The organism is Paraburkholderia sp. 35.1 (genome assembly GCF_050436525.1).
Lineage (GTDB): Bacteria > Pseudomonadota > Gammaproteobacteria > Burkholderiales > Burkholderiaceae > Paraburkholderia > Paraburkholderia tuberum.
The window spans coordinates 12,439-27,372 of sequence record NZ_JBNDMJ010000003.1; the positions used below are offsets into that span (position 1 = coordinate 12,439).

Below are 14,934 nucleotides of genomic sequence, written 5' to 3' on the forward strand. Positions count from 1 at the left end.
TCCTCAATGCGAAGCAGGCGGCGTCGTGCTCCACGGCGGATAGATACGCACCGGCAGCACCGGAACCAGCAGAAGAAGCGCAACGGCGACACACGCCATCACGCGGTACAGATCGGCGGAAGTCAGAACGACCGCCTGTTCGTGGATCCGGTGCGCGAGCTGACCCAGACCGTAGTCCGCGCCGACGCCCTGGTTCGCCATCAGTGGGCGGTTGCCCAACTGGTCGACCAGCATGCTCGAATGGAAATGCTCGCGCGCGGTCCCCACACTTTCGATGAGCCCGCTCGCCACCGCCGCGGAAAACGTCTTCAGGGAATTGAACATCGCCGAAGCAAACGGACCCTCGGTGGGCGGCAGCCCCGTCGTTACGCCCATCAGGATCGACATGATCACCATCGGCTGCGCGACGATCTGCAACGATTGCAGCAGGTAGAAATTGTCGCGAATCCACTCGGTCGTGATGAAGCTTCCCATCGCGCAGGTCACGAACATCAGCGCGAGACCCGTAGCGATTACCCAGCGGTGATCGGCGCGGCGCGTGTTCAGCAAAGCGGCCGTCAGCGGCAGCGTGATCAACAGCGGCACGGCCAGAAACAACGACAGCGGCGCGGTCTGCAGCGGGCGGTACGTATGGACTATCGCGAGATACTGGGCCGGTATTGCCGCCATGCCCACCAGCAGGATCACGGTGCCGAGCAAGGTCGATAGTCCATGCGTGAAATTCCTGCGCGCAAGCAGTTGAAGCTTGAAAAACGGCACCGGCTGACACCATTCGTTGACGAGAAATGCAACGAGCAGCGGCGCCCCCGCGCCGAACATCACGCGAATGAACCCCGAATCGAACCAGTCGAGACGATCGCCCTGCAAAAGACCGATCACCAGCATCGCGATGGCGGGAAATCCGGTCACGAAGCCGAGCCAGTCGAACGAGCGAAACCGCTCGAGCTTCATCGGGTCCGCGGGAAGCCCCCGCTGAATCGCGATGCAGCACAGCACGCCGAGCGGAACGATCTGCCAGAACGCCATGCGCCAGTTGACGAACTCCGTCCACAACGCGGCGAGCGGCGTGCCGAGGGCCGGCCCGAAGGTCGCTGTCAGCGCATAGCCGGCGAGGCCATACAGCTTGAGATTGGGCGGCAGATAGCGCAGCGCCACGATGATCAGCATCGGCGGAAGACTTCCGCCCGCGATTCCCTGCAGGATGCGCAACACGTACAGCGTCGGCAGGTTCGGGGCGAACGGGCACAGCAAGCCGAAGAACATCGTCGCGAGTACGGCGCCGATCGTGAACCGCTTCAGCGTGAACGTGATGCCGAACCACGGCGCAAACACCATCGTCGCGACGTTCGCTGCTTCGAACAGCGAAGTGAGCCAGGTGCCGTCGTCATGTCCGATCAGGAACGCGCCCTGGAGATCGGCCATCGCGGCCGCGGTGACCTGCTCGTTCAGGATCGCCAGCAACGATGCGAACAGCATGCCGACGAGCCCGAGCGCAATACGCGCCGTAAAAGTCACCTGCGCAGGAGCCGTCCGGGGCGGCGCCGCTACCACGCGTACAGGATTGCGTTCCAGCGATCGCGGGATACTCGGCGCTTCCGGTTCAGTCGTCATAGGTTTCACCCGCTCTGGTTTAGTTAGCTCTACTGCCCGACGTGGATAGTCAGCTGTCGGCTCACCGCTCTTCGTTGCTGTTCACCGATTGCTTAATTGTCAGAGATCAGGGCGATTTCTTAAAGCTTCGGCTAGGCGGGTTTTGGGCCATCCAGTACGGAAAATTGGCCAGGCCGTGCTGAGTCGACCGGCTGTGCGCCGCGCGCGCGGCATGGGCGGAAAAGCGTGCATCGTGACGAACCATCGTGGTTCGTCACGGGCCGACCCGCATGGGCTCGGGCAAAAGCGTGAGACGAGGCTTAGCGCGCTGCAACGGCGGCAACGCGCGCGTATGGCGACAACCGCCGTCTAGTCGGGAAGCGCCGGCTCCGCCGCAAACCGGAGCTCACGATAGGCGCTCACGAGTGCATCGAGGCTGAACGTTCGGTTCAGGCCGCTTGGGTTTGGCAGGACCCATGCGCGCGCACCGGCGAAATCGCGGGCTTGCAAGCCCCATTTGATATCACGCTGGCCGGACATTTCGGCGAGCGCCACCTTGCCAAGAAACGCGATGAAGCGCGGCGCGTAGTGTCGAATCTTCAGTTCGAACTGCGCCGCGGCGGCTTGAATCTCCGCCTTCGACAGTTGGTCCGCACGAGCCGTGGGACGTAAGACCGCCGTGGTCAGACCATATCCACAATTCAACAGCTGCCGGTCGTTCTCGGGGCGAAACACCTCGTCCGTGAAATCGGCGAGATGGAGAACTCTCCAGAACCGGTTGCCCCTGCCTTCAAAGTGGTGCCCTGTCGACGCCGCGCGTAATCCCGGGTTGATGCCGCAGAAGAGGATCGACAAGCCGGGCTGAATAATGTCGGGAAGGAATTGCGCCGAATCGTCGTTCGTCAACGACGACACGTCCGCCAGCTCCGCGGTGAATTCACTGTTGCGCACTCGCCTCCCCTCGGAATCGCATCCGATATTGCTTCGGCGTGACGTTGAGCCGCCGCGAGAATGTCGTGCGCATGTGCGTGGCGTTGTGAAAGCCACAATTGAACGCGACCGTCTTCAGCGGAGCATCGGTATCCTCGAGCAGTTTTCTCGCCGTATCGACGCGCACCTGCTCGACGAATACCGAGGGCGTCATCTTCGCGTGCTTCGCGAATACCCGCGACAACGTGCGGCGGCTCACCGAGGCCGCGCTCGCAAGCTCCTCGATCGACAGCGTCTCGGTAATATGCTCGCTCACATATCGATAGACCTTGTGGAGGATCGGATCTTCGTCCTTGCCCGCGCCGATATAGGGGCTGTACTGCGACTGCCCGCCTTCGCGCTGGATATACACGACCAGACGCTTCGCGACCCGCACCGCGAGTTCGTGCCCCCAGTCCTCGGCGACGAGCGCCAGACACAGATCGATGCCCGCGGTCACGCCGGCTGACGTGAAAAGCCGTCCGTCGCGAACGAAGATCCTATCCGGCTGCACGTTAGCTTGCGGAAATTCATTGGACAGCCGATTCGCGTCCGACCAGTGCGTCGTGACCTCCTTGCCATCGAGCAGCCCCGCATGCGCGAGCACGAATGCACCATTGCATACGGAGCCGAAGCGGCTCGCGCTGCGCGCCTGATTCTGCAACCACGTCAGGAATTCATTCGACGGCTGCGCATCGGGCAACTGAGGTCCGCCCGCGACAAGCAGCAGGTCCCATTGAATGTCACGGTCGGCATAGCCAAACGAAACAGCCAGTTGCATGCCATTCGAACAGGTCACGGTGCCCGCTTCGCGTCCGACCAGCGTGACCTCGTAGCGCTGATGCTCGGGAAGAAACGTATTCGCCTCGGCAAACACATCGAGTGGGCCCGCTACATCCAGCGCCTGCACACCATCGAATACAACAATGGCGACTTTCATGCCGTGACCTTCATGGTGGGAACTATGTTTGCGATGCCGTGGCGCAGCTTACCGCATCATCGGCCGCTGATGCCGTCAGCGGCTGGAAAAACTATTGTGTCTGGGCGGAACAAATCTCTCGCCACAACGATGCCCGACACGAGGTAAGCCAGGACCGCGGGCGTGGCCCAAAACTTCGACTAGTTGGCAGAAGAACTAACCATCCTCGCATTTCCGCCACAGCATCGATTAACTAGACTGTCTACACGACCGCGGCCAGGGCATATCGCCCGGGCGTGCCGGGAGGTCTCCCGCCAAGGACGGCGCTTGTGACGCGCGTCGATGCCTGGCTGTTCGGTGGGCGACTACAAGCAGCGATAGTCGTCACTCCATGTGTTGTGGCCGCCTCACGGCCGCACAGCGACCAAGGGCAGATTCATCATGTTCAAGGAACGTCAGAGCTCTTTCCTCTTCGGGGGCAACGCCCCCTACGTCGAAGAGCAATATGAGCTTTACCTGGCTGACCCGAATGCGGTTACAGCGGAGTGGCGGGCGTGGTTCGACGCGTTGCGCGACACGCCCGCCATCGATGGCAGCGATCGTGACGACCAGCCGCACGCACCGGTGATCTCCAGCTTCGTCGAACTGGCGAAGCGACCGCCGCGTGCCGTCGTCGCGGCCAGCAACGAAGCCGGTAGCGAGCCCGATAAGCAGGCCAATAAGGAGGCCGCCGACGCTCTGGGCCTCGCGAGAAAGCAGGTAGCGGTGCAAACGCTGATCGCCGCGTTCCGGATGATCGGCGCGCGCGTGGCCGATCTCGACCCGCTGGCGTGGACGCCGCCACGCTCCTACGCCGAATTGACGCCGGCCTACTACGGCCTGTCGGCCGCCGATATGTCGACCACGTTCAGCACCGCCGACACGTTTCTCTTCGAGGACGACGCGAAGCTGAAGGATATCGTTGCCGCGCTCGCGCAAACGTACACCGGCACACTCGGCGCCGAGTTCATGCACCTCGCCGACGCGCAGCAGCGGCGCTGGTGGCAGATACGGCTCGAATCCACGCGCGCCACGCCGTCGCTGCATGTCGCTGAGAAACTGCGGCTGCTGGAGCGTTTGAGCGCAGCCGAGGGGCTCGAAAAACACCTGCACGCGCGCTATGTCGGACAAACGCGCTTCTCGCTCGAAGGCGGCGAGTCGTTGATCGTGCTGCTCGACGAACTGGTCCGGTATGGCGCGTCGAAGAAGCTGCTCGTCAACAACCAGATCGGTTTCACGACTTCCGATCCGCGCGACACGCGTTCGTCGTTCTATACGACGGACGTCGCGAAGATGATCGAGGCGCCGATCCTGCACGTCAATGGCGACGACCCCGAAGCGGTCGCGATGGGGGCGCGGCTCGCCCTCGACTATCGCAGCACGTTCAAACGCAGCGTCGTCATCGATCTCGTTTGCTTTCACAAGTACGGGCATCAGGAACAGGACACGCCCGCCATCACTCAACCGCTGATGTATCGCTCGATCGCGAGTCATCCAGGCGTGAGGACACGCTACGCGAACCGGCTGATCCAGCAAGGCGTGCTGACAACCGACGAGGCGCAACGCTACGTCAGCACGCGTCGTGAACTTCTCGAGCGCGCGCATGAAACCGTGGGTTCCTATGCTTCGCCGCTGCACGAGGAAGCCGGCAGGCGCTCGCGCTCAGCCGCGCAAACAGGCCCGGCTCGCCACCTCGTCCCGTCGGCCGACGATCTGCGCGGCCTCGCGCAGCGGATCTCGACCGTCCCCGCGGACCTGACGCTGCATCCGCTCGTCAGGAAGATGATGAACGGGCGTCAGGAGATGGCATCCGGAAAACGCCAGCTCGACTGGGGCATGGGCGAACATCTGGCATTCGCATCGTTGCTCGTGGCCGGGATCAGTATCCGACTGAGCGGGCAGGACAGCGCACGCGGGACGTTCAATCACCGGCACGCAGTTCTGCACGATCAGACACGGATAAATCGTCCCGATGGGGTCTATGTTCCACTCGATCATATCGGCGCAACCCAAGGCCGGTTCACCGTGACGAACTCGATTCTCTCCGAGGCCGCCGTGCTGGCATTCGAGTATGGCTATTCGACGGTGAATCGCAATGCGCTGGTGATCTGGGAAGCGCAATTCGGTGATTTCGCCAATGGCGCGCAGGTCGTGATCGACCAGTTCATCGCGGCGGGCGCGGCCAAGTGGGGACAACACAGCGGCCTGACGCTATTCCTGCCTCACGGGCAGGAAGGCCAGGGCCCCGAGCACGCGTCGGCGAGGCTCGAGCGCTACCTGCAATTGAGTGCCCAAAACAATATGCGGGTTGCGGAACCGACCACGCCCGCGCAACTGTTCCATTTGCTGCTGATGCAGGCCCGCGCCTCTGAACGGCGCCCGCTCGTCGTGATGACGCCCAAGTCGCTGCTGCGCCACCCGGAAGCGACCAGCACGTTCGACGAGTTGAGTCACGGCGAATTCCGGGAGGTTCTGCCGGACACCCAGATCGACGCGTCGCGCGCGACTGATGTGGAGCGTGTGATCGTGACGAGCGGCAAGGTCTACTTCGAATTGCTCGAGCATCGCCGCAGCGCCGGTATGACCGACACCCCGATCATCCGCGTCGAGCAGCTCTATGCGTTTCCGGCGCAACAACTGGCCGCCGAGCTCGCCCGCTACCCGAACCTGAAGAGCGTGGCCTGGTGCCAGGAGCAAGCACGCAACCAGGGCGCATGGAGTTTCGTCGAACCGCTGCTACGCGAGATTCTGCCTGCCGGCACGACGTTGCTGTACGCGGGACCTGATGCTTGCGCATCGACTGCGCCGGGATCGTATGCGGCGCATGTGGCGAGACAATCTGCGCTCGTGTCGCGAGCGTTCACCGGCTGAGTGTGCATGCGTGTCGCGATGATGCTCTATGCGGGATTTCAACTGCTCGAGGTCAGCGGTCCGATGGATGTGTTTCATCAGGCAAACCGCCTGTATGGCGGCGTCCTCTATGAATCGCATCTGATCGGGCCGTCGCCGGGGCCGGTGGTTTCGTCGAACGGGACGGCCGTGGGTACGACCGAGTGCCTGTTCGATCCGCGCCCGCCATTCGATATCGTCGTGGTGCCCGGCTCCCCGGTGGTCAGTTCTGTCCGTGAGCATCGCGAACTCGTGGACTGGTTGAGCGATGCGGCGCCAAGGACCCACAGGCTCGCCTGCATTTCGAACGGCGCGTTTCTGCTTGCAAGAGCCGGTCTCGCCGATCGCCGCTGGCTGACCACGCATTGGCGCGACGCTGATCGCCTCGCGGCCGAATATCCGCTGGTCCATGTGATGTCGAATCCTGGCTGCCTGAAGGATGGCAACCTGTACTCGTCGGGTGGCGCGAGTGCGGGCATGCATCTCGCCCTGTCGCTGGTGCGGGAAGACCTCGGCGAACATGCCGCGGGAACGATCGCCACGGCGTTGTTGATGCCGCCGGCAGGAAGCGCCAAGCGCGCACGGAACAATTGATGATCGACACGAACCTGATTCACAAAGCGCTCGCGAATCCGCTGCGGCGTGACATCCTCGCGTGGTTGAGAGCCCCCGCCGAGACCTTTCCGAACGCCTATGTCAACCATGTCCGCGGCGTACCCGTGCACGCCATCCAGGCGCGCAGCGGTCTGGCCCAGTCGACGGTATCAATGCATATCGCCGTGCTCGTCGAAGCGGGACTGCTGGTTCCGAAGCGAGTCGGCCAATGGATTTTCCTGTCGCGCAATGAAGAACTGATACGGGCATTTACGGATCAGATTCGCGTGCATTTGTAATGGACAAGCTCAACATGATGCGGATATTCCTCCGCATCGCCGAAGAAGGAAGCTTCACGGCAGCTTATCTGCACGCGCGCGGTACGTCACGCACGGTACAGGACATTCGGGGTCACACGTGCCTACAACTCGTCATGTCGATTTTCCCGCGCGATCGCTCGCATCTGGACGGACCCAACGGCTGTGAAACGGTCGAGCTTCCGAAGGCGGCGGTCGAAATCAACCTTCCTGACGCGCTCGATGTCGCGCTGCGCGAAGGGGTGGGTATCGGTGCGCTGCCGATGCCGAGCGCTCTGCGCTTGCTCGACACCAGCGCACTGGTGCGCGTGCTGCCGCAGTATCGGCTGCAGAAACTGACGGCCTTCACGGTCCACGCGTCGCGCCAGTATCTGGACGCCAAAATCAGAACTTTTGTGGATTTCCTGCGCGAGGCCGTACCGACGGCCTTGGCCGAGGACGAGGCGGCGCTCGGCCGTTGAGCCCCGCCTCGGTGACCTGCCGCTTCACGCTGTGTCGCGACAGGCTGCGCTTGACGCGCTTCAACCCGCATTTGCCTTGTGCTCGTGCGACGCCACGCGTTGCGATTGCGATTGGGGTTGCGATTGCGGTTGCGCGGCCATCGCGCGCGAGACCATTTCGTTTTGCTTGATGATCTTGTCGATCTCGGCGTCGGCCTGCGCATCGTAGTGCGCGAAAACATCGGTGCGATAGCGCGTGTTCTGCGCCGCGCCCAACTGCGAACCGGATTCGTCGCGCGTGTCGGCGTCGACCGCCATCGACAGGCCGATACGCAGCGGATGCGCGGCCAGCTCGGCCGGGTCGAGAGCGATGCGAACCGGCAGCCGCTGTACGATCTTGATCCAGTTGCCGGTGGCGTTCTGCGCCGGCAGCGTCGCGAACGCGCTGCCGGTGCCGGCCGAAAAGCCCTCGATACGCCCGTGATATCGCACGCCTCTACCGTAGACGTCCGATGTCAGCGTGACCGGCTGGCCAATCCGCATGTGCTTGAGCTGCACTTCCTTGAAGTTCGCGTCGACCCATACGCCGTCGAGCGGCACGATCGCCATCAGCGGCGTGCCGGGCGCGACCCGCTGGCCGACCTGCACCCGGCGCTGCGCGACGTAGCCGGTCACCGGCGCCGGCAAGGTATCGCGCGCATAGGCGAGCCACGCGGTCCGCACTTTCGCGGCGGCGGCCTGCACGTCCGGATGCTGCTCGACCGTGGTGCGATCGGTCAGCGCATGGTTGGCTTCACCCTGCTGGCGCGCGGCTTCGAGCGCGGCCTGTGCGACGCTGACCGCGTCGCGGGCGTGTGCGATGTCCTCGGCGGACACGGCGCCCGTGTCCGCGACGGCCGCGCGGCGGTGCAGGTCGTCGCGGGCGCGGCCCAGATCGGCTTCGCGCTGAGCGACGTTCGCGGCGTAGAAGTCGTTGTTGACATACAGGCCGCTCACGCGTCGCACGGTCTGGCCGAGTTGCGCTTCGGCATCGGCAAGCGCCAGTTTTGCATCGGCCGGATCGAGCGTGACGACAGGGTCGCCCTGCTTCACGATCTGCGTGTCGTCGGTGTTGACGGCGATCACGGTGCCGGTGACCTGCGGCGTCAGTTGCACGAGATTGCCGCTGACGTACGCGTCGTCGGTCACTTCGTGATATCGGCCCTCGGTCAGGTAGTACCCGCCGTAGGCCGCGCCCGCGAGCACGACCGCAGCGCCGAGCAGCGCGATCAAGCGTTTGCGGCGTGCCGGCGGCGTGGCCTTGTTGTCGTCTTGGGGCGCGGCAGGCGCTTGCCCGCCGGTCTTCTGTTCGTCTTCCCGATCCGCCAGTTCGCGGTCGGTCGTGATCGAATCGCTCATTGCAGTTCTCCTGATGGGTTTTCCGACCTGCCGTTCAACGTGCGGCAACCGCGGCATTGGCTTGTCGGGTCGGGACGGCGGCGACGTCCGCGTGATGGTCGGTGCTGGCCGACGTATCGACGTAGCCGCCGCCTAACGCCGACGCGAGCTCGATCTGCTGGTCGCGGCGGTTCATCTTCAGATTGGCGATCGCCTCGTCGGCGTTCAGCGCGGTGACGTCGGCATTGAGTACGGTCAGCTGGTTGGTGAGGCCGGCCTTGTATTGCGTGGTCGCCAGTCGATCGGCATCGCTCGCGGCCTGCTGCGCGGCCTGCGCATCGCCGAGCTGCGCGTCGCTCGAGCGGATCTGCGCGATCTGCGTGGCCACGCCGCTCAGCGCGCCGATCAGCGTCTGGTTGTAGGTCGCCACCGCATAGTCGAACTCGGCGTAGCGGCCCTTCAACTGCGCGCGCAACTCACCCCCATCGAAGATCGGCAGATGGATCGCCGAGCCCACCGAGGCCGTGCGACTCGCGGCGCTCAAAAGGCGGCCGAAGCCGAACGCGTCGAAACCGATCGCGGCGCTCAGGTTGATGTCGGGATAGAACTCGGCCTTCGCTTCCTTCACCTCGTGCGTGATCGCATCGACGCGCCAGCGCGCCGCGACGATGTCGGGCCGGCGGCCCAGCAGATCGGCCGGCAGGTTGTCCGGCAGACGCACGTCGTCGCCGACGCCGAGCGTCGGCCGCGTGATCGCGAGTCCACGGTCGGGACCCTTGCCAAGCAGCGCCGCCAGTTGATACCGGGTGGTCAGGATGCTGCCGTCGAGCGCGCTGACGCGCGCACGGCTCGTGAACAGATTCGCCTCGGCCGTCTTGCGCTCCACTTCGGTATCGAGGCCGTTTGCGATGCGGCTCGCGGTGATGCGGTCGATCTGCTCGCGCCGCGCGACTTCCTGCTGCGCGATGTCGCGCAATGCGTAGAGCCGCGCCAGCTCGTTGTAAGTGCGGGCGATCGAGGTGTCGAGCGTGAGCCTGACGACTTCCACGTCGGCCTCGCTCGCGGACGCCTCCGAGACAGCCGCGCGCAGCGCCTCGCGGTTCTTGCCCCACAGGTCGAGATCGTAAGAAGCGCTCAGCAGCCCCTTGTTCTCGGTCTGCCATGAGCCAGCGTACGGCGGCGGAATCAACGCGGTGCTGCTGTACTGCTGGCGCGTCAGCGTGTACGACGCATCGACGCGCGGCAGCGTGTTCGCCTTCGCCGTTTCGCTATAGGCTTGCGCCTGCTCGACTCGCGCGCGCGCCTGGCCGAGCGTCGGGCTACCTTGCAGTGCCTCGGCGATCAATGCTTTCAGTTGCGCGTCGCCGAACTGGTCGACCCAGTCGGCGGATGGCCAGTGCCCCTGCTCTTGCGGGAGGCTCTGGGACGTTTCCAGCTGCCGTGGTTGATCGATCTGCTTGTCGCTGTGGATGCCCGCATAGTTTGCACATGCCGCCAGCACCGCGAAGGAGATCACCGAAACACCGAGCTTCAGCGAACGGGCGACGGTGTTTGCTCTAGAAGTCTGCGTTTTCATTTTCTGACAAATCAGATTAATGGTGAAAAAAAGCGCGGCACACGGCCGCGCCGTTCAATCGCCTGTGAACTTGCGAAGCAGGCGGTCCAGCTCGGCAAACTCGGCCTTCGTGAATTTGCGCAAGCGGGCGTTCAACACATGCGGCGCGACTTCCGGAATCCGTGCGGCGACTTTCTGCCCCTCCGCGGTCAAGGTCAGATTGACCACGCGGCGATCTTGCGGGTCGCGCGATCGTACCAGCAGCCCCTTCGATTCCAGCTTGTCCAGCATCCGCGTCATCAGGCCGGTGTCGATTCCGAGCAGCTTCGACAGCTCGAAAGGCGTGGTTGCCACACCCTGCTTCAGCGAAAGCAGGATGCCCATCTGCTGGCCGTTGATTTCGAGGTCCTTGAGCGCCGCGTCCATTTCCGAGACGACGACGTTACGGGCCTTGACGAGCCTGAAGCCGATACTGTTCGTAAGCATGAAGTTCTTCGTCGTGTAATGGTCCATGGCGGTGTCCTCCTCGTTGATTTGAACAATATCTGCATTATCAGATAATGTCAAGGAGAGGATGGTCTGTTTCATTTTCCGTCCGAACCGGGTTGCCAAATTGGATTCAATGTCCGCCGGCGGCTGCCGCGCCCGCGGCACCACCCTTGGCCGGCTTCGTCACCCAGATCAGCGGGATGATGACGACAAAGATCACCGCCGAAATCCAGAAGATGTCGTTCAGGCCGAGCATCGTCGCCTGCGCGTTCAGCGAGGCTTCGTAAAAGGCCGTGGCCTTGGGAACGCCCGCGTCCAGCGCCGCCTGCAGGTGCGCGATCGCGCCGGTAAAGCCAGGATCGTCCACGCTCGATTGTTCGGCAAGTCGCGCATGGTGCAGAATCGTGCGGTCGTTCCACGCGGTGCTCATCAGTGACGTGCCCACCGCTCCCGCAAAAATGCGCACGAAGTTGGACAGACCCGCTGCCGCTGGAATCTCCTCCGGCTTCAGACCCGACAGGATGATCGCGGTGAGCGGCGTGAAGAACAGCGCGGTCGGAATGCCCTGCAGCAAGGTGGGCAGCACGAGCGTCCAGGCGTCGACGCCGGTCGTGTAGTTCGAGCGCATGAAGAACACGCCGGCGAATCCGACGAACGCAAGCGTGGCAAGCACTCGCATGTCCGAACGAGGCATGATCTTGCCCATTACCGGGGCGAGGATCACGGCAAAAATGCCGAGCGGCGCGGTCACGAGCCCCGCGTCCACCGCTCGGTAGCCGAGGAAGCCCTGAATCCACTGCGGCAGGATCACGAGGTTGGCGAAGAAGATCGCGTAGGCGACCGAAATCGCAATCGTGCCGCCGAGGAAGTTACGTCTGGCGAAAAGCCGCAGGTTGACGATCGGTTTCTCCTCGGTCAATTCCCAGATCAGGAAGAACAGGAAGCTGACCACGGCGACGATCGTCAGCACCCAGATCACCGGCGAGCTGAACCAGTCGAGGTCGCGGCCCTTGTCGAGCATGATCTGCAGCGGCGCGACCCATGCGATCAGCGAGATCAGTCCGACCTTGTCGATCGGAAGTTTGCGGGCCGGCGTCTCGCGGTCGCGGTAGATCGCCCAGATCGCGCCGGCGGCAAACAGGCCGACCGGCACGTTGATGTAGAAAATCCACGACCAGCTGTAGCTGTCGGTGATCCAGCCGCCGAGCGCCGGGCCCGCGATCGGTCCGACCGTCGCCGTCATGGCCCACAGCGCGAGCGCGTTCGAGCTTTTTTCCTTCGGAAACGAGCCGAGCAGCAATGCCTGAGAAAGCGGCACCAGCGGCCCCGCCACCGCGCCCTGCACGACGCGGGCGGCGAGCAGCACCATCAGGTTCGGAGCGAGCCCGCACGCCGCCGATGACAGCACGAACAGCAGGATCGCCCAGACGAACAGCTTGACCTGGCCGATGCGCTGCGTGAGCCACCCTGTCAACGGAATCGACACCGCGTTGGCCGCGGCAAACAGCGTGATGACCCATGTGCCTTCGTCGATCGACACACCGAGGTTGCCGGACAGCGTAGGAATCGCGACGTTGGCGATCGACGAATCCAGCACATTCATGAAGGTGGCGAGCGCCACCGCAAACGTGCCGAGTGCAAATTTTGCGCCAGTCAGTTGGGCCGGCGCGCCCGGGTTGGCCGATGGATTCATGTCACGTCCTCGTCTCGGTTCGAAGCGCCCGTCAGTCGCGGGCGATTATCTGCAATGTCAGATAAATGGTTAAAAAAATGCCGCCTCAGCGGTCGAGCAGTCTTGAAAGCAGGAGGCTCAACGCGTCGAAATCGGACTTCGAGAAATGCGAAAGCCGCTCGCTCCATGCTCCCTGGATAACCCGTGTGTTCCGGGCGGCGACGGTCTGCCCTTCCTGCGTCAACGACACATCCACTAGACGACGATCCCTGCCGTTGCGAGCGCGCTCGATCAGTCCGCTGTTTTCGAGCTTGTCCAGCACTCGGGTCATCCGGGCCGGGTGGACGCCCGCCAATTTCGACAGTGCGGCCGGTGTTTTCACTCTCCCGCGCGCCAGCGTAAGCAGAACGCCGCGCTCCTGCAGATTCAGTCCTGCATCCGCGAGCCCCGCCTCGAGTTCGCTTGCAATCAGCTGACGCGCCTGACCCAGCACGGACACCAGCTTCTGCGTGCGCTCAAAGTCTTCGTTGATCGAATCATCCATCGGTCGCCTCCGCTATATCTGACTTTAATATATTTGACTATGCAGATTGATGCAAGCGGATTTCCTCGCCGTATGCGCTACATGGTGTAAAAACTGAATTGAACTGCCGGCGACTATTGTCGCGATTCCCTGGGGCGAAAATCTTTCCGGCGCGGATTCGGGCGCTGCCCGCTCTCACTTCAGGAGTGACAGAAGGATGACTGACAAACCGCTTACGCTGGGTCTCGATCACGTCGGACTCACCGTCCGCGATCTGAACCTCACGCGCGACTTCTTCGTGAAGTGTCTGGGCTGGCAGCAGGTGGGAGAGAGGCCTGCCTATCCGGCTGCGTTCGTGTCGGACGGACACGTGGTGGTGACGCTCTGGCAGGTCACCGATTCAAGCCGCCTCGTCGAATTCGATCGCAAGGTCCATGTCGGACTGCATCATCTTGCGCTGCGCGTGGGCAGCGAGGCAGCACTGCAGGACATCTTCGCGCGCGTGTCCGCCTGGCCGGGCGTCAAAGTCGAATTCGCGCCCGAAGACCTCGGCGGCGGGCCCAAACGCCACACGATGGTGTACGAGCCGGGCGGCATCAGACTCGAATTCGATCACGACCCGCGAACGCAGGCATCGTGAACGCGGATGCGCGCGACAGACCGGCCGACACCAACAGGACCACTGCCGCTACGCGCCATCACTCACCGCTTGTTCCTGCGGCTCACAACTGTTTGTCCGCGCCTTGTGTGCAAAAGCGGAGCACGACCTCATAAATTAGTAGCGATCGGAGCCATCAGTCCGATCACAGATTGCTGATCCAACCTACTTCGAGGTTCACTATGAGTCAGTCTCCCAAAGTCATCGTGGTCACCGGTGCATCGCAAGGCATCGGCGCCGAAACCGTCAAGGCATTTCGCAAGCTCGGCCATAACGTGGTCGCGACATCGCGCGGCATCAAGCCGTCTGACGATCCCAACCTCGTCACCGTGGCCGGTGACATCGCCGATCCGGACACGGCTCGACGGGTGATAGAGACGGCCGTGGCGCGCTTCGGTCGTGTCGACACGCTCGTCAACAATGCGGGCATTTTCGTGGCCAAGCCGTTCACCCAATACACGGCGGAAGATTACGCGACGATCACCGGCATCAATCTCGCGGGCTTCTTCCACATCACGCAGCTCGCGATCGCCGAGATGGAGAAGCATGGGCGCGGGCACGTGGTCAGCATCACGACGAGCCTCGTGGATCACGCGATTGACGGCGTGCCGTCCGTGCTGACCTCGCTGACCAAGGGGGGCCTCGCCGCCGCGACCCGCTCGCTCGCGATCGAGTATGCGAAGCGCGGAATTCGCGCCAACGCAGTTTCGCCCGGCATCATCAAGTCACCGATGCACGCGCCCGAAACGCATGCGGCGCTTGGCGCATTGCATCCAGTGGGTCATATGGGCGAGATGAGTGACATCGTGAATGCGATCCTCTATCTCGACTCGGCGCCGTTCGTGACCGGCGAGATCCTGCATGTGGACGGCGGCCAGAGCGCCGGCCACTGAGCGGGCCATG

General features: G+C 63.2%; 13 protein-coding genes and 1 pseudogene. 6 read left to right on the forward strand and 8 right to left on the reverse strand.

The genetic code is table 11. The features are described from left to right. Positions 1-3: 3 nt before the first annotated feature. From OKW27_RS20100 to OKW27_RS20110, 3 genes are all read right to left on the reverse strand, one after another. Complete coding sequence (locus OKW27_RS20100) at positions 4-1,611, reverse strand: MFS transporter (RefSeq protein WP_429334651.1); 1,608 nt, start codon at positions 1,609-1,611, stop codon at positions 4-6. A 348-nt stretch (positions 1,612-1,959) separates the two neighbouring features. Beyond that, complete coding sequence (mug, locus tag OKW27_RS20105) at positions 1,960-2,541, reverse strand: G/U mismatch-specific DNA glycosylase (RefSeq protein ID WP_429334652.1); 582 nt, start codon at positions 2,539-2,541, stop codon at positions 1,960-1,962. Continuing rightward, complete coding sequence (locus OKW27_RS20110) at positions 2,528-3,499, reverse strand: GlxA family transcriptional regulator (protein WP_090805106.1); 972 nt, start codon at positions 3,497-3,499, stop codon at positions 2,528-2,530. The genes mug and OKW27_RS20110 overlap by 14 nt, the downstream gene beginning before the upstream one ends. A 420-nt stretch (positions 3,500-3,919) precedes the next feature. On the opposite strand from OKW27_RS20110, the gene OKW27_RS20115 reads away from it, so the two are divergent. The 4 genes and pseudogenes from OKW27_RS20115 to OKW27_RS20130 all read left to right on the forward strand — a co-directional run. After that, positions 3,920-6,388, forward strand: coding sequence for a 2-oxoglutarate dehydrogenase E1 component (locus OKW27_RS20115; protein WP_429334653.1), 2,469 nt, complete (start codon positions 3,920-3,922; stop codon positions 6,386-6,388). A 6-nt stretch (positions 6,389-6,394) separates the two neighbouring features. Further along, entirely contained in the window at positions 6,395-7,000 is a 606-nt protein-coding gene (locus OKW27_RS20120) for an AraC family transcriptional regulator (protein WP_429334654.1), read from the forward strand. Beyond that, positions 7,000-7,299 carry an ArsR/SmtB family transcription factor gene (locus tag OKW27_RS20125; RefSeq protein WP_429334655.1) on the forward strand — a complete coding sequence of 100 codons (300 nt, stop codon included), beginning with the start codon at positions 7,000-7,002 and terminating at the stop codon, positions 7,297-7,299. Before OKW27_RS20120 ends, OKW27_RS20125 begins: the two co-directional genes overlap by 1 nt. A gap of 62 nt (positions 7,300-7,361) precedes the next feature. Continuing rightward, a pseudogene (locus tag OKW27_RS20130) lies at positions 7,362-7,778 on the forward strand (LysR substrate-binding domain-containing protein); the annotation flags it as partial. A 60-nt stretch (positions 7,779-7,838) separates the two neighbouring features. Here OKW27_RS20130 and OKW27_RS20135 read toward each other — a convergent pair. From OKW27_RS20135 to OKW27_RS20155, 5 genes are all read right to left on the reverse strand, one after another. Beyond that, positions 7,839-9,155 (reverse strand): HlyD family efflux transporter periplasmic adaptor subunit, encoded by a 1,317-nt coding sequence (locus OKW27_RS20135; protein WP_429334656.1) that lies wholly within the window; start codon positions 9,153-9,155, stop codon positions 7,839-7,841. Positions 9,156-9,189: 34 nt separating this feature from the next. Further along, complete coding sequence (locus tag OKW27_RS20140; protein ID WP_429334657.1) at positions 9,190-10,710, reverse strand: efflux transporter outer membrane subunit; 1,521 nt, start codon at positions 10,708-10,710, stop codon at positions 9,190-9,192. Positions 10,711-10,764: 54 nt separating this feature from the next. Next, positions 10,765-11,202, reverse strand: a complete 438-nt coding sequence (locus tag OKW27_RS20145) for a MarR family winged helix-turn-helix transcriptional regulator (protein ID WP_429336574.1) — start codon at positions 11,200-11,202, stop codon at positions 10,765-10,767. A 106-nt stretch (positions 11,203-11,308) separates the two neighbouring features. After that, on the reverse strand, positions 11,309-12,871 hold the full coding sequence (locus OKW27_RS20150) for a DHA2 family efflux MFS transporter permease subunit (RefSeq protein WP_429334658.1): 1,563 nt from the start codon (positions 12,869-12,871) through the stop codon (positions 11,309-11,311). An 85-nt stretch (positions 12,872-12,956) separates the two neighbouring features. Further along, positions 12,957-13,394, reverse strand: a complete 438-nt coding sequence (locus OKW27_RS20155; protein WP_184043427.1) for a MarR family winged helix-turn-helix transcriptional regulator — start codon at positions 13,392-13,394, stop codon at positions 12,957-12,959. Positions 13,395-13,590: 196 nt separating this feature from the next. Here OKW27_RS20155 and OKW27_RS20160 point away from each other — a divergent pair, with 196 nt between their 5' ends. Both OKW27_RS20160 and OKW27_RS20165 read left to right on the forward strand, forming a co-directional pair. Next, positions 13,591-14,013 carry a VOC family protein gene (locus OKW27_RS20160; protein WP_429334659.1) on the forward strand — a complete coding sequence of 141 codons (423 nt, stop codon included), beginning with the start codon at positions 13,591-13,593 and terminating at the stop codon, positions 14,011-14,013. Between the two features lie 200 nt (positions 14,014-14,213). Further along, positions 14,214-14,924, forward strand: a complete 711-nt coding sequence (locus tag OKW27_RS20165) for an SDR family NAD(P)-dependent oxidoreductase (RefSeq protein ID WP_429334660.1) — start codon at positions 14,214-14,216, stop codon at positions 14,922-14,924. The last annotated feature ends 10 nt before the right edge of the window (positions 14,925-14,934 follow it).

What these genes read in the sequence shown, in the direction of transcription:
- OKW27_RS20100 (WP_429334651.1), bottom strand. Translation starts at nt 1,611, where the DNA reads ATGACGACTGAACCGGAAGCGCCGAGTATCCCGCGATCGCTGGAACGC.
- OKW27_RS20110 (WP_090805106.1), bottom strand. Translation starts at nt 3,499, where the DNA reads ATGAAAGTCGCCATTGTTGTATTCGATGGTGTGCAGGCGCTGGATGTA.
- OKW27_RS20115 (WP_429334653.1), top strand. Translation starts at nt 3,920, where the DNA reads ATGTTCAAGGAACGTCAGAGCTCTTTCCTCTTCGGGGGCAACGCCCCC.
- OKW27_RS20120 (WP_429334654.1), top strand. Translation starts at nt 6,395, where the DNA reads ATGCGTGTCGCGATGATGCTCTATGCGGGATTTCAACTGCTCGAGGTC.
- OKW27_RS20125 (WP_429334655.1), top strand. Translation starts at nt 7,000, where the DNA reads ATGATCGACACGAACCTGATTCACAAAGCGCTCGCGAATCCGCTGCGG.
- OKW27_RS20135 (WP_429334656.1), bottom strand. Translation starts at nt 9,155, where the DNA reads ATGAGCGATTCGATCACGACCGACCGCGAACTGGCGGATCGGGAAGAC.
- OKW27_RS20140 (WP_429334657.1), bottom strand. Translation starts at nt 10,710, where the DNA reads ATGAAAACGCAGACTTCTAGAGCAAACACCGTCGCCCGTTCGCTGAAG.
- OKW27_RS20145 (WP_429336574.1), bottom strand. Translation starts at nt 11,202, where the DNA reads ATGGACCATTACACGACGAAGAACTTCATGCTTACGAACAGTATCGGC.
- OKW27_RS20150 (WP_429334658.1), bottom strand. Translation starts at nt 12,871, where the DNA reads ATGAATCCATCGGCCAACCCGGGCGCGCCGGCCCAACTGACTGGCGCA.
- OKW27_RS20155 (WP_184043427.1), bottom strand. Translation starts at nt 13,394, where the DNA reads ATGGATGATTCGATCAACGAAGACTTTGAGCGCACGCAGAAGCTGGTG.
- OKW27_RS20160 (WP_429334659.1), top strand. Translation starts at nt 13,591, where the DNA reads ATGACTGACAAACCGCTTACGCTGGGTCTCGATCACGTCGGACTCACC.
- OKW27_RS20165 (WP_429334660.1), top strand. Translation starts at nt 14,214, where the DNA reads ATGAGTCAGTCTCCCAAAGTCATCGTGGTCACCGGTGCATCGCAAGGC.